Below are 25,519 nucleotides of genomic sequence, written 5' to 3' on the forward strand. Positions count from 1 at the left end.
TTATCAAATAAGAGCAGTTGTCGTATGACCCGCTAGTGGCTCTGGTTTTTCGTTGAGTACGCAGCACTCTTTTGCCCGTACCCCCTACGGACACGGGATCGGCATAATTTTTTTGCCGATCCCGCATTATTTTCATTACCCGTATTCGCTTATTTAGCGCAGCGTTATTGTGCCGATTAAATAGGTTGTCGCCTGGCCGCCAATCAGCACCCGGTCACCCTGCCACTGGCAGCGTAGATCGCCGCCGCGAGCGGATACCTGCCGCGCCTGCATCTCCGTTTTACCAAGCTTCTCGCCCCAATACGGGATCAACATGCTATGCGTCGAGCCGGTCACCGGGTCTTCCCACAGCGACTCCCCCGGGCAGAAGAAGCGGCTGACAAAATCATACTCATCATCTGCGGCGCTAATACAAATCATTTTACCCAGGCGCTGAAGCTGATGCATATCCGGTTGTACCGCTTCTACCTGCTGACGATCGCGTAAGATCACCAGGTAATCGCGAGCCACGCGTACTTCCTGCGCTTCGCTTAGCCCCAGACCGGCAAGCAGGTCCGCTGGCGGCTGTTCGACGACCGTCGTCGCCCATGCCGGAAAATCCAGCGTCAGCCAGTCGCCGCTGCGCGTCACGCGGAGCTCGCCAACAAAACGGGTACTAAAGACAATCGTCGATGACGGATGGTCGAGGTACTCAAAGATGACGTGCGAAGCCGCCAGCGTCGCGTGGCCACAGAGATTAATCTCATGCAAGGTGGTAAACCAACGCAGCTCATATCCTTCATCAGTACGGACAAAAAACGCGGTTTCCGACTGATTGTGCTGCTGCGCCATTTTCAACAACGTTTCGTCCGGCAACCATTCGGTGAGCGGGCAAACTGCCGCCGCGTTGCCGCCAAAGTTGTGGTCGCTGAACGCATCGACCAGATAAAAGTTAATTTCTTGCATTATTCTGCCCTTTCATTTTTTTTACTTATCGATAACATGACATAAATGCAGTAAATGCACACGTTCTATAGAGAAATTAATCTGTTAGCGCCTTTTATCCTACCAAAACAAAAATGAGACACACGTCACAAAATGATTGTATTTTCAGCAGTAATCGTTTTAAGATCGTGCCACTTCTTTCCTCTTAGTAACCAGCCCTGAACTTATGATTACAGACACGGTTTCACGCAAGGTCGCGTGGCTTCGCGTAGTCACGCTTGCGATTGCGGCATTTATCTTTAATACCACCGAGTTTGCGCCCGTGGGCCTTCTGTCGGATATCGCCGACAGTTTTGGCATGGAAACGGCACAGGTCGGGATCATGCTGACCATCTATGCCTGGGTCGTCGGCCTGATGTCGCTGCCCTTTATGCTGTTGACCAGCAAGATGGAGCGCCGTCGTCTGCTGGTTGGCCTGTTTATTCTGTTTATTGCCAGCCACGTGCTGTCGTTTCTGGCATGGAACTTTAACGTTCTGGTCATCAGCCGTATCGGCATCGCTTTCGCCCATGCGGTGTTCTGGTCAATTACCTCGGCGCTGGCTATCCGTATGGCCCCTGCAGGTAAACGCGCTCAGGCCTTGAGTCTGATTGCCACCGGTACCGCGCTGGCGATGGTCTTTGGTATCCCGATTGGGCGCATCGTCGGGCAATACTTTGGCTGGCGTACCACCTTCCTGGTGATTGGTGTGGGCGCGCTGATAACCATGGCTTGCCTGATTAAACTGCTGCCAAAACTGCCGAGCGAGCATTCCGGTTCGTTAAAAAGTCTGCCGGTACTGTTCCGTCGTCCGGCGCTGCTCAGCATTTATTTACTGACGGTGATTGTGGTGACCGCGCACTACACCGCCTACAGCTATATTGAACCGTTTATTCAGACGGTCGCCGGTTTAAGCGGTAACTTTGCCACCGTGCTGCTGCTGACCCTGGGCGGCGCGGGCATTGTCGGCAGTATCCTGTTTGGTAAGCTCGGCAACCGCCATGCATCCGGCTTGATTAACGCCGCAATTGGCCTGCTGTTGGCGTGTCTGTTGCTGCTGTTGCCGGCATCGCATAATGCCAATCACCTGATGCTGCTCAGCGTCTTCTGGGGCGTGGCAATCATGATTATCGGCCTTGGAATGCAGGTGAAAGTGCTGGCGCTGGCACCAGATGCCACCGACGTGGCAATGTCGCTGTTCTCGGGGATCTTTAATATCGGTATCGGCGCGGGCGCGCTGGTCGGCAGCCAGGTCAGTACCCATCTGTCGATGGCGTCGATTGGTTACGTCGGCGCTATCCCAGCCCTCGTGGCGCTGGTGTGGGCAGTGATGATTTTCCGCCGCTGGCCGGTCTCACTGGAAGATCAGCAGCCACATCACTCCTGATTATTTGAGTAAAAAAAGCCTGCCGATCGCTAGAAAGGCAGGCTTTTTTACGTCTTCTGTCAGGCGTGATAAGTGGAGACGATCTCCAGCACGCCATTAATAATAAACTGCACGCCCATACAGACCAACAGGAAGCCCATCAGGCGGGAGATAGCCTCGATGCCGCCTTTACCCACCAGACGCATAATCGCCCCGGAGCTGCGCAGGCAGCCCCACAGGATGAGTCCGACCAGCGCAAACGTCACCGGCGGCGCCACCATCACCACCCAATCAGGAAAGTTAGCGCCGTGCTTTACCGTCGACGCAGAGCTGATGATCATCGCAATGGTCCCCGGACCTGCGGTACTTGGCATCGCCAGCGGGACAAAAGCAATGTTAGCCGTCGGTTCGTCTTCCAGCTCTTCTGATTTCAGCTTGGCTTCCATCGAATGGTGCGCTTTCTGCTGTGGGAACAGCATGCGGAAACCGATAAAGGCGACGATCAGTCCCCCGGCAATACGCAGTCCGGGAATCGAGATTCCGAAGGTGTTCATCACCACCTGTCCGGCATACCATGCCACGATCAGAATAGCGAACACATAGACAGAGGCCATCAGCGACTGACGGTTACGCTCGGCATTGTTCATGTTCCCGGCCAGGCCAAGGAATAGCGCCACGGTAGTCAGCGGATTTGCCAGTGGTAGGATCACGACCAGCCCGAGGCCTATCGCTTTAAAGAGATCCATCATAGAAAATTAAAGTCCTGTAATTGTTGGATTATAAAAAATGACGCGCTCTGAGTATATCGTTTGCCGTCAGGTTGTTGCCAGTTTCCCGCAGAACGCATTCATCAATCAGTAAAATCATAAGACAGCAATGTGAAATAGAGTGACCTGAGTCACAACGATTCGTTTTAGCAAATCGTGGCATCGGCCAATCAATCAGTTTGACTTATATTTGCCTAGGCAATAATATCCCCAGCAACTAAGTCATTGCCTGGGCAACCATTGTGAAAAGTACGAGCGACCTGTTTAACGAAATGATCCCCCTTGGTCGCTTGATCCAGATGGTTAACCAGCAGAAAGATCGCCTGCTCAACGACTACCTCTCACCGATGGATATTACGTCCACCCAGTTTCGGGTGCTCTGTTCCATTCGTTGCGAAGTGTGTATTACCCCCGTTGAGCTGAAAACCGTGCTCTCGGTCGACCCAGGCGCAATGACGCGCATGCTCGACCGCCTGGTCTGTAAAGGCTGGATTGAACGGTTACCCAACCCCACTGACAAACGCGGCGTACTGGTGCAGCTAACAGCAGACGGCGCAGCCCTTTGTGAGCATTGTCATCAGGTTGTGGGTCAGAAATTGCACCAGGAACTAACAAAAAATTTGTCGGCAGATGAAGTGGTCACTCTTGAGTATTTGCTCAAAAAAGTTCTGCCGTAATAAGAAGAGGTAAGATGATGTCCAGACGTAATAACGACGCCATCACTATCCATAGTATTTTGTCGTGGATTGAGGATAACCTGGAATCGCCCCTGTCGCTGGAGAAGGTTTCAGAGCGCTCAGGTTACTCCAAGTGGCACCTGCAAAGAATGTTTAAGAAAGAGACCGGTCACTCGCTGGGCCAGTATATCCGCAGCCGTAAGCTGACTGAAATTGCGCAGAAGCTCAAGCAAAGCAACGAGCCGATTTTGTATCTGGCCGAGCGTTATGGCTTTGAATCGCAGCAAACGCTGACGCGGACTTTCAAAAACTATTTCGATGTGCCGCCGCACCAGTATCGCATTACCAACGTACCGGGCGAGTCGCGCTACCTGCTCCCACTAAATAACTGTTGTTAATCGCCTGCAAAAAGACGTATTGAGGAAATCATGAAATTATTCGCTTCCGCCGCCATCGTGCTAATGGCGCTGGTCTCCAGCCAGAGTTTCGCGGAGCAAACCACCACTCCGGTTCGTCACAACAATCGGGATGCGATGATTATTCCTTCCGAACATAATGATTCGCCGTTTGATTTCAATCATATGGCTTCGGGCAGTGATAAATCAGATGAATTAGGCGTGCCGTATTACAACCAGCAAGGCCTGTAAAATCCCTTTTAGCCCCGGCAACGGGGCTTTTTTTTATCCCCGCGCCATGCCCGGACGCACGATCCGCAGGCCAAACACGTTGATATACAGCCCGGCCATAATTAGCACCGCACCCAGCAGTTGCAGGCCGTTTAGCGTCTCGCCAAGCAGCAGCGCGGCGCTGGCCATCCCGACCACTGGCACCAGCAGCGACAGCGGCGCCACGCGCCAGGTTTCATAGCGTCCGAGTAGCGAACCCCAGATCCCATAGCCAACAATGGTGGCGATAAACGCCAGATACAGCAGCGAGAGGATCGTCAGCAGATCGATATGCAGCAGACTTGCCGCCATCACCTGAGGGCCGTCGAGGAGCCACGATGCCAGCATAAACGGCAGCACCGGGATCAGCGCGCTCCACACCACCAGCGACATAATCGGCGGTCTGCTCTCGTGCGACATGATTTTCTTGTTGAAAATATTGCCGCAGGCCCAGCTCAGCGCCGCCGCCAGCGTGAGCATAAAACCCACCAACGGCACATGCTGGCCGCCAAGACTGGCTTCCACCAGCACCAGCACACCAAAAATCGCTAGTGCGATCCCCGCTACCTGCTTGCCCTGCAAACGTTCACCGAAGACAAATGCCCCGAGAATAATGGTGAAGAAAGCCTGAGCTTGCAGCACCAGCGATGCCAGCCCGGCAGGCATGCCGAGGTTAATGGCGCAAAACAGGAAGGCAAACTGACCGAAGCTTATCGTCAGGCCATAGCCCAGCAGCAGGCGCAGCGGAATTTTCGGCCGGGCGACAAACAGCAAGGCAGGGAACGCCACCAATAAAAAACGCAGTCCGGCAAGCATCAGCGGCGGCATGTTATGCAGCCCCATCTTAATCACCACGAAATTCAGCCCCCATACCACGACCACCAGCAATGCCAGCAGCCCGTCTTTACGCGTCATAACCTGCCTCGGTTGTTATTGGAATTTTTGTGAACAAAATCAAAGTACCGAATAATTCGCCCGACGCATAGATCATTAATTTCGGTAGGGCCCAGGTGCCCTTTTCATCACCGAAGGGAACTATACAAGCCTCGGTTAGCGTGCTATTTGTGATCGGGACAACAAAAATAACATCACATCAGGCAAGGAAAAAATGATACCGACACTCAGGCGCTCAACTGCGGCGCTGCTGGCTTCGTCGTTGCTGTTAACTATTGGTCGTGGCGCAACGTTACCTTTTATGACTATCTACCTCACCCGCCAGTACCAACTGGAGGTAGATAAAATCGGCTATGCGCTGTCAACTGCATTGATCGTCGGCGTGTTATTCAGTATGGGTTTTGGTATCCTGGCCGATAAGTTCGACAAAAAGCGTTATATGACCATCGCCGTACTGGCGTTTATTGGCGGTTTTATTGCTATTCCGCTGGTCAATAGTGTTGCACTGGTCGTGTTTTTCTTCGCGCTGATTAACTGCGCCTACTCGGTGTTCTCTACCGTGCTGAAAGCCTGGTTCGCCGACGTGCTGTCGCCGGAAAAGAAGGCGCAGATTTTTTCGCTCAACTATACCTTTCTCAATATTGGCTGGACCGTCGGGCCACCCATCGGCACCCTGTTAGTGATGCACAGCATCAATCTGCCGTTCTGGCTGGCGGCGGGATGCGCGGCGCTGCCGCTGGTATTCATTCAGCTGTTTGTACAGCGTACAACGGCGGCAATTTCTCATGATAACGCCATCCAGTGGTCGCCTTCAGTGCTGCTACGTGACCGGGCGCTGCTGTGGTTTACCCTTTCCGGCCTGCTGGCCTCCTTCGTTGGCGGCTCTTTTGCTTCCTGTATTTCCCAGTACGTGCTGGTCGTTGCTGATAGCGATTTCGCCGAGAAAGTGGTTGCTGTGGTGCTGCCGGTCAACGCCGCCGTGGTAGTGGCGCTACAGTACGCGGTTGGGCGTCGCCTGACCGCCCGCAATATTCGTCCGCTAATGACGTTTGGTACGGTGTGCTTTGTGCTCGGGCTTGGCGGCTTTGTGATTTCTGATAATAGCCTGCTGCTCTGGGGCGTTTCAGCGGCGGTCTTTACACTCGGTGAGGTCATATATGCGCCGGGCGAGTATATGCTTATCGATAACATCGCCCCGGCGGGTATGAAGGCCAGCTACTTTTCTGCTCAATCACTGGGCTGGCTGGGGGCGGCTTTTAACCCGATGCTGACTGGCACCATTCTGACCCACCTGCCGCACTGGTCGCTGTTTGTGATTTTGATGGTGGCGATTGTCGCCGCATGGTTGATGATTTTCCGCGGCATGAACGTGCGCCCGTGGAACGGAAACGCGGTCGCCAGCGCGTAAACCCAGGCACCGCGCGGCTGTCAGGTTGCTGTCGTGTCTCTGTCGGGTTCCGATCGTGGTGCCCGACAACCTTATAGATAACACTCCGTCTCAGGTTTTCACCCGGAGATAGAAATAATGAACAGCAATAATCAGGTTAAACAATTACGTTTGCAGCGCGCCTGGTCACAAGAGCAGCTTGCCGAACTTACCGGGCTCAGCGTGCGGACCATTCAGCGTATTGAGAACGGTGATCGTCCAGGTCTGGAAACGCTGAGCGCTCTCGCGGCGGTATTTGAAGTGAACGTCGCCGAGATTAGCGGCGATTCATCTGCAGGGCATGAAGAGTCGCTGGATTTACGCATTGAAGAAGCTAAAGAGCGCGTTGAGCGAGAGAGTCGGTTTTATCGATCGCTGACGGTGGCGGTGGTGGTCTGCGCTCTGCTGGCGGTGCTGAACTGGCTCACCGGTTCCGAGAGCTACTGGTCCGCGTGGGTGGCGATTATCTGGGGGGCGCTGCTGGTGGTCAAAGGGTTGCGCTTGTTTGTGTTTGGCGAATGGATCAAGAACTGGCGGCAGGCGCGCTTGCAGCGGCTGTTGCGCAAGTAGCCTTTTGAACGACTCTGCGCGCTTTTCCCGGGGGCGGCGCTTAACGCGCCTTGCCCGGGCTACGGGTCCGTGCGGGATGGGGTTTGGTAGCCAGGACAGATGCGCAGCATCGCCTCCGGGAAATGCACCAATCCTCTGCGCGGTTTCCCCGGGGGCGGCGCTCGACGCGCCTTGCCCGGGTTACGGGTCCGTGCGGGATGGGGTTTGGTAGCCCGGACAGATGCGCAGCATCGCCTCCGGGAAATTCGCCAATCCTCTGCGCGTTTTTCCCGGGGGCGGCGCTCGACGCGCCTTGCCCGGGCTACGGGTTCGTGCGGGATGGGGTTTGGTAGCCTGGACAGATGCGCAGCATCGCCTCCGGGAAATGCACCAATCCTCTGCGCGGTTTCCCCGGGGGCGGCGCTCAACGCGCCTTGCCCGGGCTACGGGTTCGTGCGGTTTGGTATCCGGGAATGACTAAATGGTGACCATTCCGCGCACGCCTTCGGCTTCCATATCGCTGCCGTTACCCTGCTGGATAATCGCTCCACGTGACATCACCAGGTAGCGGTCCGCCAGCACGGCGGCAAAATCATAGAACTGCTCAACCAACAGAATCGCCATATCGCCGCGATTCGCTAGCTGGCGGATCACCTCGCCAATCTCCTTAATCACCGACGGCTGAATACCTTCCGTCGGCTCATCAAGGATCAGCAACTGCGGTCGGCTGGCCAGCGCGCGACCAATCGCTAACTGCTGCTGTTGACCACCGGAAAGGTCGCCACCACGCCGCTGCTTCATGGTTTTCAGTACCGGAAACAGCTGATAAATCTCTTCCGGTACCGTCCGCGCGTCGCGAGCGGAAAAGCGCGATAGCCCCATCAGCAGGTTCTCTTCTACCGTCAGGCGCGGAAAAATCTCGCGCCCTTGCGGAACGTAAGCGATCCCGGACTGCACTCGCTGATGCGGCTTGCGCTGAGTGATATTTTTCTCCTGCCACAGCACTTCGCCGCTACGCGCCGGAATAAGCCCCATCAGGCACTTCAGCAAGGTGGTTTTCCCCACCCCGTTGCGCCCGAGAAGGCAGGTAATCTCTCCCTGACGAGCGGAAAAATCCACACCGCGCAGAATATGGCTGCCGCCATAGTATTGATGTAACTGATTAACCTGTAGCATCCGCGCTCCTTAGCGTCCGAGATAAACTTCTATCACCTGTTCGTTGGCCTGCACTTCACGCAGCGACCCTTCCGCCAGCACCTGCCCCTGATGGAGCACCGTCACCCGGTCGGCGATGGTCTCGACAAAGCCCATATCATGCTCGACCACCATCAGCGAATGCTGCCCAGCCAGGGTGCGAAACAGCTCGGCGGTATACTCCGTTTCGGCGTCGGTCATCCCGGCGGCGGGTTCGTCCAGCAGCAACAGATGCGGCTCCTGGACCAGCAGCATACCGATCTCAAGAAATTGTTTTTGCCCGTGCGACAACAGTCCGGCCGGTCGAGAACGTTCGCCCTCCAGCCGCAGCAGGCGCAAGGTTTCGCTGATTCGATCGGTTTGCTCGCTGTTCAGGCGCGCCCGCAGGCTGGCCCACACCGATTTATCGCCCTTCAGCGCCAGCTCGAGGTTTTCCGCGACCGTGAGCGCCTCAAACACCGTCGGTTTCTGAAACTTACGTCCAATGCCCTGACGGGCGATGGCGATGGGATCGAGGGTCATTAAATCTACCGATTGATCGTAAAGCGCCCTGCCGCTCTGCGGACGGGTTTTGCCGGTGATCACGTCCATTAACGTGGTTTTCCCGGCACCGTTAGGGCCAATCACGCAGCGCAGTTCACCCACGCCAATTTGCAGCGACAAATTAGTCAGCGCCTGAAAACCGTCAAAGTTGACGTTAATCTCTTCCAGTTGCAAAACCGGGTCGGTTTGCTCACGGAATCTGTCCGTCGGCAATTGACGGGTAAAAAGTCCTTCTTCCGGTTGCATCAGCGGTCTCCTTTACGCAGCAGGCCAATCACTCCGCGCGGTAAAAACAGGGTCACGATAATAAAAATCAGCCCAAGAAAGAGCTGCCAGTATTCCGGCATCGCCACGGTAAAGTAGCTTTTCGCGCCGTTGACCAGCCCTGCGCCGAGTACCGGGCCAATTAAGGTCCCGCGGCCTCCCAACGCCACCCAAATCGCCGCTTCAATAGAGTTGGTTGGCGACATTTCGCTGGGGTTGATAATCCCGACCTGCGGCACGTATAGCGCGCCCGCCAGGCCGCACAGCACCGCCGACAGTGTCCACACCAAAAGCTTAAATCCGCGTGGGTCGTAGCCGCAGAACATCAGGCGGTTTTCAGCATCGCGCACCGCCGTCAGTACCCGACCAAATTTGCTTTGTGCCAATACATAGCCAATCCACAGGGTGAGCAACAGCAGCAGCACCGTTGCCATAAACAGCGCCGCCCGGGTGCTGATAGCGGTGATGGGGAAACCGAGCAGCGTGGTAAAGCCGGTAAAACCGTTATTACCGCCAAAACCGGTTTCGTTACGGAAAAACAGCAGCATCCCGGCGTAGGTCAGCGCCTGGGTCATTATTGAAAAATAGACCCCTTTGATTTTCGAGCGGAAGGCAAACCAGCCGAAAACCAGCGCTAATAAACCGGGTACCAGCACCACCAGCAGCATTGCCCAGGCAAAATGTTGAGTGCCCCACCAGAACCACGGCAGTTCGCTCCACGATAAAAACGACATAAAGGCTGGCAGTCCGTCGCCCGCCGCCTGGCGCATCAGGTACATGCCCATCGCGTAGCCGCCGAGAGCAAAAAAGATCCCATGCCCTAGGGAGAGCATTCCGGCGTAGCCCCAGACTAGATCCAGCGCCACGGCGACAACCGCGTAGCAGAGGATTTTACCGGTGAGCGTCAGCAGCCAGGTGGAAACCGCCAGCGGATGTGTGGCGGGCAGTAGCGCCAGAAACGGCATACTTAGCAGGCCCAGCAATAACAGAACACCGAGCCATCGCAGCGGGCGCGGCGCTTTGCGCGCCAGCGTTAAGGTAATGGGTTGGCTCATCAGTCAATAACCCTCCCTTTGAGAGCGAACAGTCCCTGCGGACGTTTCTGAATAAACAGGATAATCATCACCAGGATCAGGATTTTGCCCAGCACCGCGCCCATCTGCGGTTCGAGGATTTTGTTAAAGATCCCAAGGCCAAACGCCGCCGCCACGCTCCCGGCCAGCTGTCCGACGCCGCCGAGCACCACCACGAGGAACGAATCGATAATATAGCCCTGACCGAGTTCCGGCCCGACGTTGCCGAGCTGCGACAGCGCCACGCCGCCCAGTCCGGCGATGCCGGAGCCAAGACCAAACGCCAGCATATCCACGCGTCCGGTAGGCACCCCACAGCAGGCCGCCATCGCGCGGTTTTGCGTCACCGCGCGCACGTTCATTCCCAATCGCGTTTTATTCAACGTCAGCCAGGTGAACAGCAGCACCAGCAGCACGAAAGCCAGTACCGCCAGCCGGTTCCACGGCAGGATAAGGTTTGGTAAAACCTGCACGCCGCCGGAGAGCCACGCCGGGTTAGCCACTTCAACGTTCTGCGCACCAAACAGCATCCGCACCAGTTGGATCAGCATCAGGCTGATACCCCAGGTGGCGAGCAGCGTCTCCAGCGGGCGTCCGTAAAGATGGCGGATAACGGTACGCTCGAGCACCATGCCAATGCCGCCAGTCACCATAAACGCGACCGGCAGCGCAATCAGCGGATAAAAAGCCAGCCACTGCGGGGCCAGCTGCGCCAGCGCCTGTTGAACCAGCCAGCAGCTGTAAGCGCCAATCATCAGCATCTCCCCGTGAGCCATATTGATGACCCCCAGCAGACCATAGGTGATCGCCAGGCCAAGTGCGGCAAGCAGTAAAACAGAGCCCAGCGACAGCCCCATAAACGCCTGACCAAGAAGATCGCCCAGCAGCAGGCGATGCTGGATTTTGCTCAGGCTCTCCTGCGCCGCCGCGCGAATCGCCGGGTTGGGTTCATGTTGTGGGTCGGTCAGAGGCGTCAGTAGCGCCTGGGTTTCCGGATCGCCAGAATGACCGAGCAGTTCAATAGCCGCCAGCCTCTGTGCAGGCTGCGGACTGGCAAGCTGCAGGCGAGCAAGCGCAATTTCCAGCTGCGATTTCACCGTGCTGTCGCTTTCCACCGTCAGACGCTGCTGTAAAAGACCCGCCATCTCTGGCGTCGCTTCGCGCTGGAGCGTTTTTACCGCCGCGGCCCTTTCCGTGACGTTGTCACTTACAAGTAGATGAGTCGCCAGCGCGCTGGCTGCCAGATTACGCAGGCGGTTGGTCAGGCGTACGGGTTTTGTTGTACCGTCAGGAGTGGAGGCCGCGCCCAACACAAGCAGGTTTTCGCCCTGCTTGCTGAAAGCGTGACCGCTATTATCTGATTGTAATGTTTCACTTTTCAGCGCCCGTAGCAGCGGTAAACGTGGCGCTTGCGGTGCGGCGGCCCACTGTTCAAGCAGTTGGGCCTGCTGGCTGCGGTTGGCGGCTACGAAATCGTCGGCGTCCGCTGCCTGCGCTCGCCACGGTATCAATACCATCAGCAGCGCGAAGTAACTCATGAGGCGCAATGCGTTCATGGTCGTTCTCCTTTCTCGGGAAATCCGGGCACCGGGCCCGGACGACAGAATCCATCACCCCGGCGCTGTGCCGGGGTTTAACACTTAGTTGCTGGCGCTTTTTACCGGGTGATCGGGCTTCTTATCGTTACCGGCGATCCACGGGCTCCACGGCTGGGCGCGTACCGGCTCTTCGGTCTGCCAGACCACGTTAAACTGACCGTTGCTTTCGATTTCGCCAATCATCACCGGCTTGTGCAGATGGTGGTTGGTGGCGTCCATGGTCAACGTAAAGCCCGACGGCGCTTTGAAGGTCTGACCGGCCATCGCTTCGCGAACCTTGTCGACATCGGTGGTGCCCGCTTTGGTCACCGCCTGCGCCCACATATGTAGCCCAACCCAGGTTGCTTCCATCGGGTCGTTGGTCACCACGGTGTCGGCATTCGGCAGCTTGTGCGCTTTGGCGTAAGCACGGTAATCGGCAACGAACTGTTGGTTGGTTGGGTTATCTACGGATTCGAAGTAGTTCCACGCCGCGAGGTTGCCCACCAGCGGTTTAGTGTCAATGCCGCGCAGCTCTTCCTCGCCGACGGAGAACGCCACCACCGGCACATCGGTCGCTTTCAGCCCCTGGTTAGCCAGCTCTTTATAGAACGGGACGTTGGAATCGCCGTTAATGGTGGAGACCACTGCCGTTTTGCCGCCAGCGGAGAATTTCTTAATATTGGTAACGATAGTCTGGTAATCGCTATAGCCGAATGGGGTGTAGACCTCTTCGATATCTTTATCCTGAATACCTTTGGCATGCAGGAAAGCGCGGAGAATTTTGTTGGTGGTGCGCGGGTAGACGTAGTCGGTGCCCAGCAGGAAGAAGCGTTTCGCCCCACCGCCATCTTCGCTCAGCAAATATTCCACCGCCGGGATCGCTTGTTGGTTTGGCGCCGCGCCGGTGTAGAAGACGTTTGGCGACATCTCTTCGCCTTCATACTGCACCGGGTAGAACAGCAGGCCGTTCAGCTCTTCGAACACCGGCAGAACCGATTTACGCGATACCGAGGTCCAGCAGCCGAATACCGCAGCGACCTTATCCTGCGTCAGCAGCTGACGCGCTTTTTCAGCAAACAGCGGCCAGTTTGACGCCGGATCCACTACCACCGGCTCCAGCTTTTTCCCCAGCACGCCGCCTTTGGCATTGATGTCGTCGATAGCCATCAGGGCGACATCTTTTAGCGGAGTTTCGGAAATCGCCATCGTCCCGGAGAGCGAATGCATAATCCCGACTTTAATGGTGTCGGCGGCATAAACCTGGAAAGAGATGCCCATGCTGATCACAGAGGCGGAGAGTGCAAAAGCTTTTAATAATGTTCGACGCTGCATGTATTTCACTCCTGAATAGCGCAAAGACAAAAAATGAATTAACGACTAACAGGAAGTGATAAGGCAAAAACGGTGCCAGGTTGTTCAGTGGCCTTAAAACGCGGCGGGAGACGTGGGGAGGGAAAAATAATGAGCAGCGCTGCCTCAAAATAGTGCAGCGCTGCGCTAAGAAGAGAAATTACCAGACCTGTTCGGCAATATCAGTAACCAGACGGACTTTGTCCCACTGCTGAGCCTCAGTCAGGGAATTCCCCTCTTCGGTGGAAGCAAAACCGCACTGTGGACTGAGGCAAATCTGCGCCAGCGGGACGAATTGCGCCGCTTCCTGTAAGCGTGCTTTCACGCCCTCCGGGTTTTCAAGTTCACCGTTTTGGTGGTGATCAGCCCCAGCACGACCTGTTGATGACCGGGACGAATAAAGCGCAGCGGCGCGAAATCACCGGATCGGTCGTTATCGTATTCGAGGAAAAAGGCATCGATATTGACGCCGCCAAATAGCACTTCCGCCACCGGCTCGTAGCCGCCTTCGGAGATCCACGTCGAGCGGAAGTTACCGCGACACACGTGCAGCCCGATAGTCAGATCCTCCGGCTTTCCTTCCAGGGCCTTATTCAGGACACGAGCGTAGGTGCGCGCCAGTTCGTCCGGGTCTTCACCGCGATCGCGAACCTGTTGACGCTGTTCATCGGAGCACAGATAGGCCCAGACGGTATCATCCAACTGCAAATAGCGGCAGCCCGCATCGTAGAAGGCACGGATCGCATCGCGCCAGGTGGCTGCCAGGTCATCGAAATAGTCGGCGAGGTCCGGGTAGACGGTGGCGTCGATATCTTTGCGCCCGCCGCGAAAATGCAACACGCTTGGGCTGGGAATGGTCATTTTCGGCTGCGCGTTGCCGCTGATGCTTTTCAGGTAACGGAAGTCTTCCAGCATCGGATGATCGCCAAAGGCCAGTTTGCCTGTAACGCGAACCCCGTGCGCTTTAGTCTGTACACCGTTGAACTGGATGCCTTTTTCAGAATCGTAGCGCTCAACGCCCTGTAAGCCATCGAAGAAATCAAAGTGCCACCATGCGCGACGGAACTCACCATCGGTCACCACATGCAGGCCGCACTCGCACTGCTGTTGCACCAGATGGCGAATGGCCTCATTTTCAACCTGACGCAGTTGCTGCGCATCAATGGTGCCAGCGCTGAGCTGCTGACGGGCCTGTTTAATGGCATCCGGGCGTAAAAAGCTGCCGACGATATCTGCGCGGAACGGGGCCTGATGACGTTGCATGGTGTCTCCTTAGCAGTGGGCAAGGTTAGTTGCCCACCGTGATAGTTTATTATTTGAATATTTAGACTTCTGGATGGCTATATGTCCAGATACTGTCATGCACGCAGCGCATCGGCAAACGAGAATAATTCATGTCACATGAAATAAATTCATTTTGCGAAAGGCAATCCTTCATCCTCCCAGCCGGTCAGGCCGCCCAGCATCAGTTTGACCGGACGCCCCAGCAGAGCCAGCTTCATCGCCGCAGCATCGGCCCCGTTGCAGTGCGGACCGGCGCAGTAAACCACAAACAGCGTCTCTTCAGGCCACTGCGCCATTCGGGCCTCATCTATCTGCCGATGGGGCAAATGCAGCGCGCCGGGAAGATGGCGGCGGGCAAACGTCTCTTCACTCCCAACCACGTGCAGCAGCACGAAGTCAGGCGCGCCGTCGCGTATCGCGCTGTAAACATCGGCGCAGTCTGTCTCAAGGCTGAGCTTATGACGAAACCAGGCGGCAGCGTCGGTGGAACTGGCAGGGGCAATTGCGGTTACAACACTCATGGCATCTTCTCCTTGTCTGTGATACCACTACTTTAATTAACCTCCAGCACGACATCTGCCGCTCACCATGACTGAAAACGTTGAAATTATGACAACCGCATCCGTGACATTGTCACGCCACCGGGTAGTTGCCCTCGCCTATGACGGGTTATGTACCTTTGAATTTGGCGTCGCGGTAGAAATCTTCGGCCTGTCTCGCCCGGAGATGGGCGAACGCTGGTATCAATTTGCCGTGGCTGCCGTCGATGAAGGCGAACTGCGGGCAACCGGTGGGATTCGTCTGATGACCGACGGCGGCATGGCATTGTTAAACGAGGCGGATACCATCGTGGTGCCCGGCTGGCGCGGTATCGACGCCCCCGTTCCGCCTGCGCTGTGCGAAGCACTGGTCACGGCACATAAACGAGGCTGTCGGATCATTTCTATTTGCTCCGGAGTCTTTGTTCTGGCCGCCGCCGGGTTGCTTAACGGACGCAAGGCCACAACCCACTGGCGCTATACCGAGCAGCTCCGCGCACGATTTCCTTTGATTGAGGTGATCGACGATGTGCTGTACGTCGGCGCAGAGGGAGTGATGACGTCCGCAGGAAGTGCTGCGGGCATCGATCTGTGTTTACATCTGGTACGGGAAGATTTTGGTATCGAAGCAGCGAATACCGTCGCGCGGCGTTTAGTGGTTTCCCCTCATCGCGACGGCGGCCAGGCGCAACAGATTGTGCGCCCGGTAGCCAAAGCGCGAGAGAGCCAGCGGCTGGGGCAACTATTCGATTTTCTGCATCAGAATCTCGCCGGCAGCCACACCGTAGCCTCGCTGGCGGAAAAAGCCGGTATGGGGCCGCGCACATTTTTACGTCGTTTTGAAAATGCCACCGGCAAAACCCCTGCCCGCTGGCTGCTTGATGAGCGCCTGCTGCGCGCTACGCAGCATTTGACTCACAGCCGACTGAGCGTTGAGCAGATTGCCGAGCTTTGCGGTTTTTCCAATGCCAGTACCCTGCGCCACCATTTCCGCCAACAGTTTGCGCTTAGTCCGCTGCAGTACAGGAAGAAGTCACTCGCTGACAGGAAAGTGGTGTAACCCTTCCTCAAATAGTCACTCCCGGCAATTTGTTAAGCGTTTGTTTAGAATGGCCGGGTTATGATGTATCCAACAACCGTAAACCTGTTCAATGAGGACAACTTAGCGCAAAGCAAACTAATGGAGGTTAATCATGCTGGGAAATATGCATGTGATTATGGAGCAAAAATAAAAAAGCCCTTAAAAACAATAAATTAATTTATTTTCAAAGCCTTATAGAATCACATTTCAGGACAATTGCAGACAAATACGGACATTTAATTGCCCCAAATCGTGCCCCAAACGCAGTTTTGCCCCAAAATCTGCCCCATTTTTACCCTATCAAACAGGGCTATCATCCTCCCTCATATCGTTGAATGATGTGCGGCTATCAATTTTCATGACAACCGCAAGTTGTTGTTAGCTAAAGCGGAAACATGTTAAAGAAAAAACCACTCAGCACCGATATCTTCCGGCGTCAGTTCATAAGGCACTTTAAGCTCTCCATCTGATTTCATCAGCGTGGGAACTGTCTGTAAAACACCGTCAATTGTTTCAACCACAGCTTCGATGGAAAATACCGCATCGCTGCTGACTGAGTTCTGCATGTGAATACCCTCACGCAGCAGGCTTTTTGCCTCTTCATATGTATACATAGCACCTGACCTTAGCCGTTATTTAATTTGGCTTTGAGACTGCCCGTAACCGGATCCACATATATTGCACCTTTGGCATACGGTGCAACGGTGGGTAAATTTCTGAATATTGCTGACTCTGAGTACACATTTCCCTGTGTATTAATATCACCTGCCGCATTCATACCCTTTGCAATATTGACTGACCCGCCGCCAATAAAACTCCGGTATTGTGGTGTATCAAAAATGATGGAATCTTTTCCGTCAATCAGGTTTCCTGCCACAACCAGCGCCCTGTTCTGGTCTGATGTGTAATTTGTGGTATCACCGACCACCTTGCCGGACAAATACCCGATATGATTCTCGATTTTGAATACCCCCAGCTTCGTGTTGTAAACCTCAATATCCACATTGGTAAAGGCCACCTGATTATCGGCATTACCTAACCTGACGGCATAAACTGAGATATCAGGCAATATCAGCGAGTGAATGTACGCGCGGCCACTGAGTTTTGTTGAGTTATTCAGCACCTCAATCATTGCCCCGCCAGACGTCCACTGGTTGTAAACTTCAAATCCGATAAACTGGTTACGTCCGCCAATAACACGGATTTGGGTATTTGCTGCACCTTCAAAATGACAGTTCATAAAGATGCTGTCGTAGGCCAGCACCTCAATGCAGCAGTCGTGGCGTTTCGCCGTAGAGCTGTTCCACACGTGGAATTTATCTGCACGCAGTGTGCCGTTCTGCCCTACGCGGATGGCAGGATAGACGCCGCTGGCAAGCTGGCTGGCATCACGGACTTTAATCCTGTCGGCGTGAGAGTCTGACGAGCCACCAAAAATAAATGCCTCCTCGCCGCACCAGTCAGCCCTCAGTCGTGAATAATCTGAAGGGGCCATCCCCTTAATCGACGTGTTAGAACGACCACCAAGATTGTACGTTTTACCGCGTACGTTCATGACTTTGATGTTATCAAGGTCATGCTGCACACCGAAAAGCCGCAGGCCATCTCTTACCCCTGTATAGCTTGGCGTCAATTCATCACTAACCCACCCACCGAACAATGTCATGTTTCTTATAAAGATGCCGTTAGATTCAGAAGTAGGGGAAATTAATGACATATAGTCTCCTTCTGGAGCTCCCTTACTTTTAACCATGTCTCCTACAAAGCCAGGAAGAGCGTACCAAGAACCGCATTTATTGAGAAATTCTATAGTTATAGGGAATGGAAGTTCAATAGATTTAGATATCCCATACGACTCATTATTTACAAATTTTTTATTTTTCTTATGTGCGTAGTTTATCGCCTTTTGTATAGCTTCAGACCAGTCATCTTCATCTTTGGTTGCGCCTTTTACGACATAATCCTTCCACATGCGTGGGTTCACATTAGACAACACATCTGCCAGAGCTGCATCCAGAGGAAAGTCAGAATCGTCATCCGCAGTAACCAAGCGAACTTTCTCCGGGGCAACGATTGGATCGCCCTCGCCTGAACCCAGGTTTTGGCGAAGCGTATCGCCATCCATCAGAACAAAGTGGGTGACGTCGTTCGTAAAGCTGGTTGCATTTGTTCCGGTGGTGGTAAAGCCTACACCAGTAGCAGCATTGAGGCGATAATACTGATTATCGTAACGAATGTACTGATTACGGGCGCTGAACTGGAATGGGCCGCCTTCGTAATCCCCAAGGAAAACATATCCAGAGGAAAGCAGAAACTGCTGAAAGCGACTTTCCTTATCCACCAACGCTTCTTCAAACACCAATTGTTGTTTTCCGAGCTGCGCAACAAATCTCGCCTCGAAGTCTGTAAGCTTTACCGTGAAAGCGGACTCCATACCGAACCATGACATGCGGTTTCGGCCAAGCCGATCTGTCCATAAAGCGGATGTTATGTCATTCAGCGCCAGGTCTAAATTCTTCGAGTTATCGCGTATATCAAGCACACTTTCCGACGGAACAGGGTTCCCCGTTAAATAAAATGTCATAGTTTTACCTCAGGAACAACTCAGGCGGGAATTTCAGGCCATGCAATTTCAGGTGCAGAATTTATATCGATACGACTCAATGCAATTCTGTATTTTTTCCACTCAATCAACTGAGTTACTTCGTCTTCAGTTTGAATGCCCAGTTCAATTGCATCATTTAAAGGGGCTATTTTTTCGTTAGCCTTCTTCATTAACTCTTTGAGTATCTCAACTGCAGAACTGATATCGGCCTGTTTTTTTGCATCCAGATCGTTAATCCATTCCTGTCCATCCCATTTTTGATAGCTTTCAGAGGGAGCTTTATTTGTCACATTGCCTGGCAACCCCCCTAATTCCAGGATTACTCTTGGTTCACCGGACAGTGTGCTATAAACGGTCTCCCCTCGATGATCTTCAAAGAAAGACCACGAGTCAGTGAGGATATCGTATACAGGGATTTTGCCGGAAGCTGGAACACCTGGAGGGGATTCAGTGCTATTGGCAGGCAAACCGGTATGAGGTGGAATGCTTGCTTCCTCTGTATCCAGCAGTTCTCTGGTTTCAGGACTAAAGTGATATACAGTTACCATCTGGGGTTGCTCAGACATTTCGAAAGCCATTATGCGAGCCTCACGATATAGTTAAACGCGATATTTTTCACAGTGTTTTCTGCGTTTCCGGTAGAGTTGACCGTTATAGTATGCGAATGTGCACCTAACGTTATGCTATGAGAGTGGCTTCCTGCAGCATCAGTATCACCAAGATTCGCGGGGTTAAATCTCTGGCTTACGTCCCCACCAATCTCCCATGGACTGACCCGGCTAGGAACACCACCATGTGCGTGATCTCCGTTAATTGTAGTTTGTTTAGTTCCAAGATCTGTTGATGACGCAGAGGCTTCATGACTATGTGACTTTATGCCATCTTGTTCCTGAGAAAGAACAAGCCTTCCAGATGCAGGCTTGCCTTTTATGGTCCAGCCTCTCATGTCTGGTATAACACCTGATGGATAGGCAGCTGCAAGCAACGGATAAGCTGTCAGACTAAAAGTTTGCCCTTGCATAAATGCGAAACCGCCCTCTGCCGGTAAGATATCAGAAGGCCATGGAATCGGAGATCCAGCAGGTACAGTGGCAGAGAATATTCTTTTTAAAACCTGTAAAATCTGCGTTGAATCATCCGGGTTTAATGTCAGGTCAAATCCTTCAACAACATTAACCAGTTCAGTTTGAATCGCATTAAACCAATCGGCAACCAGTCTCGTTGGAGCGACACCACTCGCAACTTTTCCGTCAGTAAATAAACCATTTAGAGCGGTTAAAGGCTCTACATCACTAATTTTAAGCATAGGCATACCCGGTTAGTAACCAAAATAGATTTCAATTACTCATTATTAATCAATTAGAATATCGGCCATTCTCGGTTCATAGCGATATCAAATATCATTCGATATTCTGGTGTATTTAACTCGGCATCCAGACCATAGGCAAAAATAATATTAATATGGGAAGGGGCAATTTTATTCATCGAACATTCAAATTGCTTGTTTCCCCATAATGCCAGCGCGTCACCACAAAATGTAGTTCCCGAATATGAATATCTGACAGAGGATCCGGGGACATTAAACCTCCAGGTAAACGGCCACTCCTCACCGTTTATAGGCTCACCACAAACTGACATCCCACACATCGCGGGTCGAAAATGATTTATTGTGATTTGATAGCCCAGAGCTGCGGCCACATTGATGTAATAATCCCGATTAAGCCCCCCTGTACTTATAAGCTTTGAAACAACAGCTCGTTGCCTCTCACTAATACTGCTAATTTCACCGATTGCACAATCATCAGGTAAACCAAGTGTGCTTTCCCATTCGCTGAGCATCATCAGTGCTGTTGACGGAAAACCACCACCAAGCAATGCCTGTGATTCAGAGTCAGAGCGCGCGAATGAATTCCCCAGCGCCCGTAACGTAGCGTATTGACTGCTTTTCACATCACGAGGCCAGGCGAAGCCCGTTGGCAATAATGCAAATAGTGCGCGGGTATAGTCATCAACTGAGTACAGGTTCATGTGAAATTAACCTCACCCAGCAATGGTAATTCCCCCGTTTCAAGAACGATGTTCTGCACAGGGGATTCCAGCACATACCCGGTTGAACCCTCAACCTGGCTTAGCGCACCATTAATATCAGATAAATAAATCTTCCCAGTTCCATCAGGATTGCCATTATCAAAAAACAGTAAATTGATTGCATCTTTAATGGCCTGTATCGTGTCACCGCTGGCATCAGTAATGCCTGAAATGGTGAAATCAACAACTTTTTTTATCGGCGAGCAAACATAGATAATTGCCGTATCCGCCTGGAGCGGATAAATGTAATCAGCCACCCTCCCCTGATCGCCTGTTGCTTTTATGACTCCCCAGTCTTCCAGGGAAGAAATACCATCAGTCCCAGTGGGGAAGCCGTTATTTGTTGCATCATTACCATCACACATAATGTAAATAACAACACTTCCTGCCCCCATTCCTCGCCGTTTTATCCATGCACGGGTAACACCGGAAACAGCCAGCGCCCATTTTTTATAATCAGCATCACTCCCTCCCTGTGGAGGATTCTGATAGGCCAGCAGCCCTCTTTGCCTGAAGTCATCAATACTTTCGATGTCACTCCCGCCGCTGGCAGGCTCAATCAACTCTAATGAATTGTCGATACCAGATACATTCGCATCTAGTGTCAGGATCGTTCCCGCATCAGCATTTCCATCGCTCCCGCCACCAGTCTGGTCATCAGTCAAATCAGGTAAAATAGCAGTGATCGATGTCGTGCCTTTTTTCCCAACACCAATAATAAGCTCGGCATCAGTTACGTACTGATATCCATCGGACCTGTTAAGAACTGTACCAGCTGGCAATCGAGCGCCTGCAGTTCCCGTGGCCTCTACCGACGACGAGCGTGAAGCTGTGGCCGCTTTGCGGTATATCTGCTTAAGCGCCATCCATCCCGCCAGCCATTCATCAGTTGCCGTAAAGGGATTTGTCTGAAGAGCAATGTAATCCAGGTAGGCATAATGCAGATGAGACATACCGGCGTCCATGTCAGCAATAACCTTGAGATTACCGAAGCGAAGCAGCGCACCGACATTTTTCAGTTCAGCCTGCATAAACTGCCGGTTTTCTTCGCGCAGCTCACTCAGCGTTTTTCGTTTAAACGGCATTATTTATTTGCTCCCAGATCCAGAAAAATGCGCTCTCCTGCCAGTCTCCATCCGGCGGCAGATAACGAATAATCAGGTTGAGCCTGTTCGGCATGACAATCTGCGTTGTGCAACTGATATCACTGACGACACCATCGCCTTTCAGCCAGTCAAGAGCCTCTTTTGCGTACTCTTCTGCCCTTATCGCGACATTCGTCGTCAGTTTTTCGCGCCGCAGCAACCACAGCCGGCTACCCAGTTGCGTATCGGCGTCTGAGTCTCCCCACCAGCCGCGGCGATCACTACCGTCATAAGCGTCGTCCCGGCGGGCAAGGCGATCTGTGAACAGACTGAGGATGATTGCGGTTTGCAGGTCGTTGCCGGTTTCCAGAGCCCCGAGATCGGTGTGCCAGTCAGCACGAAGCGCATCAACATTCCAGAATGATGAAATATCACTCATACCTGTTCCCCTGGTTTCTCGCTGGTTACGGTATCGTTACCTTGTTCGACCTCTTTCACTTCATGATCGTGTTCGTTATACGCGTCCCTTAACTGTTTCAGCGTTTTGTCGTTGGTTTCACAGTTATCAATAACATCACCGGTGACCAGCAATTTAGGTGTGATGAGCTTCACCTGTTCTGTCGCGGTAGCCGTTAGATTTTTTGCGTTATTGACGGTGACGTCCTGGCCCTTTGCATCGATGCTGATGCCGGCTTCCGTCAACTGGATGTACAGCCCCCACTGGTTGTACATTACCGTTTCACCGGGGCTCAGATCTGAATGGCGGTACCCCTGATGGTTGGTCGCGATGACTACCGGATTCGAACGATCACCGCCCAGGAACGCCAGCACGACATCAGTACCAACGGGAAGCCCGGAAGAAAAGCCAAACTCGGCCAGTCTATGTGCGCTGGCGACCTCAAGCGGGGTCTGGTACTGCACTGACTGGGTCCCACCAGTGTCCTGCATCGCAGTGACTCGCCCCACGCCCAGCATGCTGGCAATACGGTTTGCAATATGTCGAAACTGGTTCATTGGCTGAATCCTGCTATCTGCTGGTAAAACGCATAGGGTTGCACTGCAAACGCCTCTGGTGGCATCAGCGTCAACCGGGCATGCGTACCATCGCTGTCCCGCATAAAAGTGACTTCGGCTATCAGCAATTCAGTATCCGGTAGCCTGAGCGTGGGGAGATTCACCGGGATCAGCGTATTTGGCTCCCACAATTTCCCGGCCTTATCCCGCCAGTTGTCTACCGTGACGCTTAACTGCTTCGAGCGACCGTATCGGCGGTTCATCTCCCAGTCGATCGCGCGCTGCGCCTGCTTCGACGCCATCAGCGTGCTTTCAACGATAACGATGCGTTTGCGGTATCGCATACTGGCCGCTTCAGGATCACGGGCAGTGGCCAGCGTTACCGAGTCATAGGCCGTATCCGGAGAAAATCCGGCGATCGGCGAAACGCTCATCGAGACCCCAACATAGTCAGAGAATCGTTCCGACATATCGGCGCGGTAGTACGCCTGTTCGACGTTCTCGCCTTCCGCCACTCCACTGGCTGCCCGTCGGGTTCCTGTGCGCGTAAGCAGCAGGTTTCCGTCGGGCAAATCGTAATAGAGTAGCGCGGACCACCGGGACACCCGTTCGATGATCTCCTGCGGAGATTCGCCCCAGTTAATCGTGAACTGAGGCACGTCGACCAGATCGTCAACATCGCATGACACGTTGATGCCGTACCACGAGGCCAGGCGGGAAGCGATATTCAATGCATCACTTCGGTTAATAACGTTGTTCGGCCACTCGGCAGAACAGTCCACCAGGTCCTGACATTTGCTGCGGCCGTTCGCCTGGACCTCATGCCGGGCTCGTGTTATCGCAGGCTCCCAACTGTCAACATAACCCGTTATCACCGGGTCCTCACCGAAATGGACCTCACAGGGCGCCCCCTCCACCACCAGCTGCTTTTCGTGGGTGCCCGGGTAATAGTCCAGAAGGCCCAGGCTAAAATCAGACGGGAAGCGCTCAACAGATCGCGTTACGCGGACTGAATCCCAGCCCTCTATTTTTTTGTCACCGACTGTCAGCGTTACTACATCCTGATCATCGCTCATTGTCGTAACACCTTCATCGAAACAGGCATAAACGCCGGGTGCGGTACGTCTGATTCCTGAATCAGCTCATCAGCGCGCCCGACATCCTGATATAAACGATTAGCCAGCGTCAGCGCGGGGAGTGGTTGCGCAGAATTGAACTGCATGAGCTCGCTCAAACTGGCGGAAAGCGCCGACATGGTGTCAAGAAATGACGACCTGACCAGCAGCAATGAACTGTAGAGTTCATCGTCGGCGCGGTCACCTGTCGCCAGCAGGGCAGCATCCAGTTGATCTGAAACCCGGCGGGTTATCTGCTCCGCTTCGTTACGACTCGTCGGGTTTGATTCGGCGGCCGCTGCCGCCATTGCACCGCTGCACAGAACAATGATGAGAACATTTACGCTTTCCGCTATATCCGCGCCGGCCGACGACTGCTGATATTCTGAACTTGTGGCGCGGGCCAGCTTTTCCAGCGCGGTTATCCGCTCAGTAACACCCCCGGTACAATTGAGGATTGCGTTAATAACGTCAGCAGTACGCTGCGCAAACTCGTCAACCGTGGTAGAGCTATTCAGGCCGGTGACGGTGTCAAAAATCCCCTGACGGTCCATGATAGCGCTGGCAGAAATCTGCTCAGACAGTGATTCAAAATCATCGGTGTCATCGGCAGAGCTACTCCCGGTTACACCCGATGAGCTGCCGCCCACACTCCCCTTGCTATAGCGCCCGTAGCGCTGATTCCCGAACGTCGATTTGAGAACATTGCTGACGTTCGTCACTTCGTTGGTGGTGCTGTCCACCATGTTCGTCCAGAAAGCGATCGTGTTCTTGATGGTTTTTATCGCCTGCGTCACGCCACGGATTTCACCTTTAATCCGTGCAATGGTGCTTAATACGGTGGTGCTGACCAGCTTCAGGTAATTTGTGTGAACGGATTTTCCTGCCGCACTGCTGCCGGTGACTGCAAAAACCTTTAGTCCTGACTCGATCGCCATCAGCGTGAATTCAAAGACACGACCGGCATCTGCAGAACCGGAAAGCCGAAGCCCGTTCTCCGGTATAGCCACCGTCATTTCACCCAGGGTCGGGTGAATCAATGTGCCTGCGCCCTTCTCTTCACATGCAGTGATGAGCGCCTGACGCTGGGTAATAACATCCCCACCGCCATACATCTGACTGTCCTGAATGAGGAAGCCACGAATAACAATCCGACGGACACCGCGCCCCATATCCTCTATCCAGGCGGTGTCGCGATAAGGGTATTCGTGCACGGCCTGGCGGCGGCCGTGGCTTCCCTCCTCAGCGATCACAGCAAACGGAACACCTCTGAAGCTCGAGGGGCGCAACTTACTCTGCCAGTCATCACTGGCGTCGCCGCCCATCAGCGACGAAATCGCATCCTGAATAATCGGCATTTAAACTCCAGGTATAAAAAACCGCCAGCATGGGCGGTT

The 25,519-nt window shown here is 53.6% G+C and carries 26 protein-coding genes and 1 pseudogene; 7 read left to right on the forward strand and 20 right to left on the reverse strand.

What is annotated here, in order from left to right; all coding sequences use genetic code 11:
* Positions 1-153 precede the first annotated feature (153 nt).
* Positions 154-945, reverse strand: coding sequence for a PhzF family phenazine biosynthesis protein (locus tag HV127_RS22545; RefSeq protein ID WP_110274130.1), 792 nt, complete (start codon positions 943-945; stop codon positions 154-156).
* Positions 946-1,150: 205 nt separating this feature from the next.
* Between HV127_RS22545 and HV127_RS22550 the strand changes: the two genes are divergently transcribed.
* Positions 1,151-2,350: a sugar transporter gene (locus HV127_RS22550; protein WP_112214275.1), complete on the forward strand. Its 1,200-nt coding sequence runs from the start codon at positions 1,151-1,153 to the stop codon at positions 2,348-2,350.
* Positions 2,351-2,409: 59 nt separating this feature from the next.
* Here HV127_RS22550 and HV127_RS22555 read toward each other — a convergent pair whose 3' ends face one another.
* Entirely contained in the window at positions 2,410-3,078 is a 669-nt protein-coding gene (locus HV127_RS22555; RefSeq protein ID WP_110274128.1) for a MarC family NAAT transporter, read from the reverse strand.
* Positions 3,079-3,338: 260 nt separating this feature from the next.
* Between HV127_RS22555 and marR the strand changes: the two genes are divergently transcribed.
* From marR to marB, 3 genes are read left to right on the forward strand one after another with little or no spacing between them, the layout of a single operon-like run.
* Positions 3,339-3,773 carry a multiple antibiotic resistance transcriptional regulator MarR gene (gene marR, locus HV127_RS22560; RefSeq protein WP_110274127.1) on the forward strand — a complete coding sequence of 145 codons (435 nt, stop codon included), beginning with the start codon at positions 3,339-3,341 and terminating at the stop codon, positions 3,771-3,773.
* Positions 3,774-3,790: 17 nt separating this feature from the next.
* Complete coding sequence (gene marA, locus HV127_RS22565; RefSeq protein ID WP_004102351.1) at positions 3,791-4,171, forward strand: MDR efflux pump AcrAB transcriptional activator MarA; 381 nt, start codon at positions 3,791-3,793, stop codon at positions 4,169-4,171.
* 30 nt (positions 4,172-4,201) lie between these two features.
* On the forward strand, positions 4,202-4,420 hold the full coding sequence (marB, locus tag HV127_RS22570; protein WP_182238949.1) for a multiple antibiotic resistance protein MarB: 219 nt from the start codon (positions 4,202-4,204) through the stop codon (positions 4,418-4,420).
* 33 nt (positions 4,421-4,453) lie between these two features.
* On the opposite strand, the gene eamA is transcribed toward marB, so the two are convergent.
* Positions 4,454-5,353 (reverse strand): O-acetylserine/cysteine exporter, encoded by a 900-nt coding sequence (gene eamA, locus HV127_RS22575; protein WP_181486109.1) that lies wholly within the window; start codon positions 5,351-5,353, stop codon positions 4,454-4,456.
* 193 nt (positions 5,354-5,546) lie between these two features.
* On the opposite strand from eamA, the gene ydeE reads away from it, so the two are divergent.
* Together ydeE and HV127_RS22585 are read left to right on the forward strand one after the other, a co-directional pair.
* On the forward strand, positions 5,547-6,740 hold the full coding sequence (gene ydeE, locus HV127_RS22580) for an efflux MFS transporter YdeE (protein WP_182238951.1): 1,194 nt from the start codon (positions 5,547-5,549) through the stop codon (positions 6,738-6,740).
* A gap of 117 nt (positions 6,741-6,857) precedes the next feature.
* The gene (locus HV127_RS22585) at positions 6,858-7,328 is read left to right on the forward strand and encodes a helix-turn-helix domain-containing protein (protein WP_182238953.1); all 471 of its coding nucleotides are present in this window, start codon (positions 6,858-6,860) and stop codon (positions 7,326-7,328) included.
* A gap of 456 nt (positions 7,329-7,784) precedes the next feature.
* Here HV127_RS22585 and urtE read toward each other — a convergent pair whose 3' ends face one another.
* The 7 genes and pseudogenes from urtE to HV127_RS22620 all read right to left on the reverse strand — a co-directional run bounded on the left by urtE (position 7,785) and on the right by HV127_RS22620 (position 15,116).
* The gene (gene urtE / locus HV127_RS22590; protein WP_182238955.1) at positions 7,785-8,483 is read right to left on the reverse strand and encodes an urea ABC transporter ATP-binding subunit UrtE; all 699 of its coding nucleotides are present in this window, start codon (positions 8,481-8,483) and stop codon (positions 7,785-7,787) included.
* 9 nt (positions 8,484-8,492) lie between these two features.
* Positions 8,493-9,290 (reverse strand): urea ABC transporter ATP-binding protein UrtD, encoded by a 798-nt coding sequence (gene urtD / locus HV127_RS22595; RefSeq protein ID WP_182238957.1) that lies wholly within the window; start codon positions 9,288-9,290, stop codon positions 8,493-8,495.
* Entirely contained in the window at positions 9,290-10,363 is a 1,074-nt protein-coding gene (gene urtC, locus HV127_RS22600; RefSeq protein ID WP_182238959.1) for an urea ABC transporter permease subunit UrtC, read from the reverse strand. The genes urtD and urtC overlap by 1 nt, the downstream gene beginning before the upstream one ends.
* Complete coding sequence (gene urtB / locus HV127_RS22605; RefSeq protein WP_182238961.1) at positions 10,363-11,937, reverse strand: urea ABC transporter permease subunit UrtB; 1,575 nt, start codon at positions 11,935-11,937, stop codon at positions 10,363-10,365. The genes urtC and urtB overlap by 1 nt, the downstream gene beginning before the upstream one ends.
* Positions 11,938-12,021: 84 nt before the next feature.
* Positions 12,022-13,293, reverse strand: a complete 1,272-nt coding sequence (gene urtA / locus HV127_RS22610) for an urea ABC transporter substrate-binding protein (protein WP_182238963.1) — start codon at positions 13,291-13,293, stop codon at positions 12,022-12,024.
* 178 nt (positions 13,294-13,471) lie between these two features.
* Positions 13,472-14,574: pseudogene (locus HV127_RS22615) on the reverse strand (cobalamin-independent methionine synthase II family protein).
* Between the two features lie 149 nt (positions 14,575-14,723).
* Positions 14,724-15,116, reverse strand: a complete 393-nt coding sequence (locus tag HV127_RS22620; RefSeq protein ID WP_182238965.1) for a rhodanese-like domain-containing protein — start codon at positions 15,114-15,116, stop codon at positions 14,724-14,726.
* A 67-nt stretch (positions 15,117-15,183) separates the two neighbouring features.
* Here HV127_RS22620 and ftrA point away from each other — a divergent pair, with 67 nt between their 5' ends.
* Positions 15,184-16,194, forward strand: coding sequence for a transcriptional regulator FtrA (gene ftrA, locus HV127_RS22625; protein WP_182238967.1), 1,011 nt, complete (start codon positions 15,184-15,186; stop codon positions 16,192-16,194).
* A gap of 419 nt (positions 16,195-16,613) precedes the next feature.
* Here ftrA and HV127_RS22630 read toward each other — a convergent pair whose 3' ends face one another.
* The 10 genes from HV127_RS22630 to HV127_RS22675 are packed head-to-tail and all read right to left on the reverse strand — an operon-like array spanning position 16,614 to position 25,480.
* Positions 16,614-16,829: a hypothetical protein gene (locus HV127_RS22630; protein WP_182238969.1), complete on the reverse strand. Its 216-nt coding sequence runs from the start codon at positions 16,827-16,829 to the stop codon at positions 16,614-16,616.
* A gap of 11 nt (positions 16,830-16,840) precedes the next feature.
* Complete coding sequence (locus HV127_RS22635) at positions 16,841-18,799, reverse strand: hypothetical protein (RefSeq protein WP_182238971.1); 1,959 nt, start codon at positions 18,797-18,799, stop codon at positions 16,841-16,843.
* 20 nt (positions 18,800-18,819) lie between these two features.
* Positions 18,820-19,398 (reverse strand): tail fiber assembly protein, encoded by a 579-nt coding sequence (locus HV127_RS22640; protein ID WP_182238973.1) that lies wholly within the window; start codon positions 19,396-19,398, stop codon positions 18,820-18,822.
* Positions 19,398-20,126 carry a phage tail protein gene (locus HV127_RS22645; protein WP_228727487.1) on the reverse strand — a complete coding sequence of 243 codons (729 nt, stop codon included), beginning with the start codon at positions 20,124-20,126 and terminating at the stop codon, positions 19,398-19,400. Before HV127_RS22645 ends, HV127_RS22640 begins: the two co-directional genes overlap by 1 nt.
* A gap of 53 nt (positions 20,127-20,179) precedes the next feature.
* A complete protein-coding gene (locus HV127_RS22650; protein WP_182238977.1) occupies positions 20,180-20,848 on the reverse strand; it encodes a putative phage tail protein in 669 nt (222 codons plus the stop codon).
* A complete protein-coding gene (locus HV127_RS22655) occupies positions 20,845-21,993 on the reverse strand; it encodes a baseplate J/gp47 family protein (RefSeq protein ID WP_182238979.1) in 1,149 nt (382 codons plus the stop codon). The genes HV127_RS22650 and HV127_RS22655 overlap by 4 nt, the downstream gene beginning before the upstream one ends.
* Positions 21,983-22,432: a phage GP46 family protein gene (locus tag HV127_RS22660; RefSeq protein WP_136895632.1), complete on the reverse strand. Its 450-nt coding sequence runs from the start codon at positions 22,430-22,432 to the stop codon at positions 21,983-21,985. Before HV127_RS22660 ends, HV127_RS22655 begins: the two co-directional genes overlap by 11 nt.
* Positions 22,429-23,007, reverse strand: a complete 579-nt coding sequence (locus tag HV127_RS22665) for a phage baseplate assembly protein (RefSeq protein WP_227697834.1) — start codon at positions 23,005-23,007, stop codon at positions 22,429-22,431. The genes HV127_RS22660 and HV127_RS22665 overlap by 4 nt, the downstream gene beginning before the upstream one ends.
* Positions 23,004-24,083, reverse strand: a complete 1,080-nt coding sequence (locus tag HV127_RS22670) for a phage baseplate assembly protein (protein ID WP_182238981.1) — start codon at positions 24,081-24,083, stop codon at positions 23,004-23,006. The genes HV127_RS22665 and HV127_RS22670 overlap by 4 nt, the downstream gene beginning before the upstream one ends.
* Positions 24,080-25,480: a DNA circularization N-terminal domain-containing protein gene (locus tag HV127_RS22675; RefSeq protein ID WP_182238983.1), complete on the reverse strand. Its 1,401-nt coding sequence runs from the start codon at positions 25,478-25,480 to the stop codon at positions 24,080-24,082. Before HV127_RS22675 ends, HV127_RS22670 begins: the two co-directional genes overlap by 4 nt.
* Between the last annotated feature and the right edge of the window lie 39 nt (positions 25,481-25,519).

The organism is Klebsiella sp. RHBSTW-00215 (assembly GCF_014103785.1).
Classification (GTDB): domain Bacteria; phylum Pseudomonadota; class Gammaproteobacteria; order Enterobacterales; family Enterobacteriaceae; genus Klebsiella.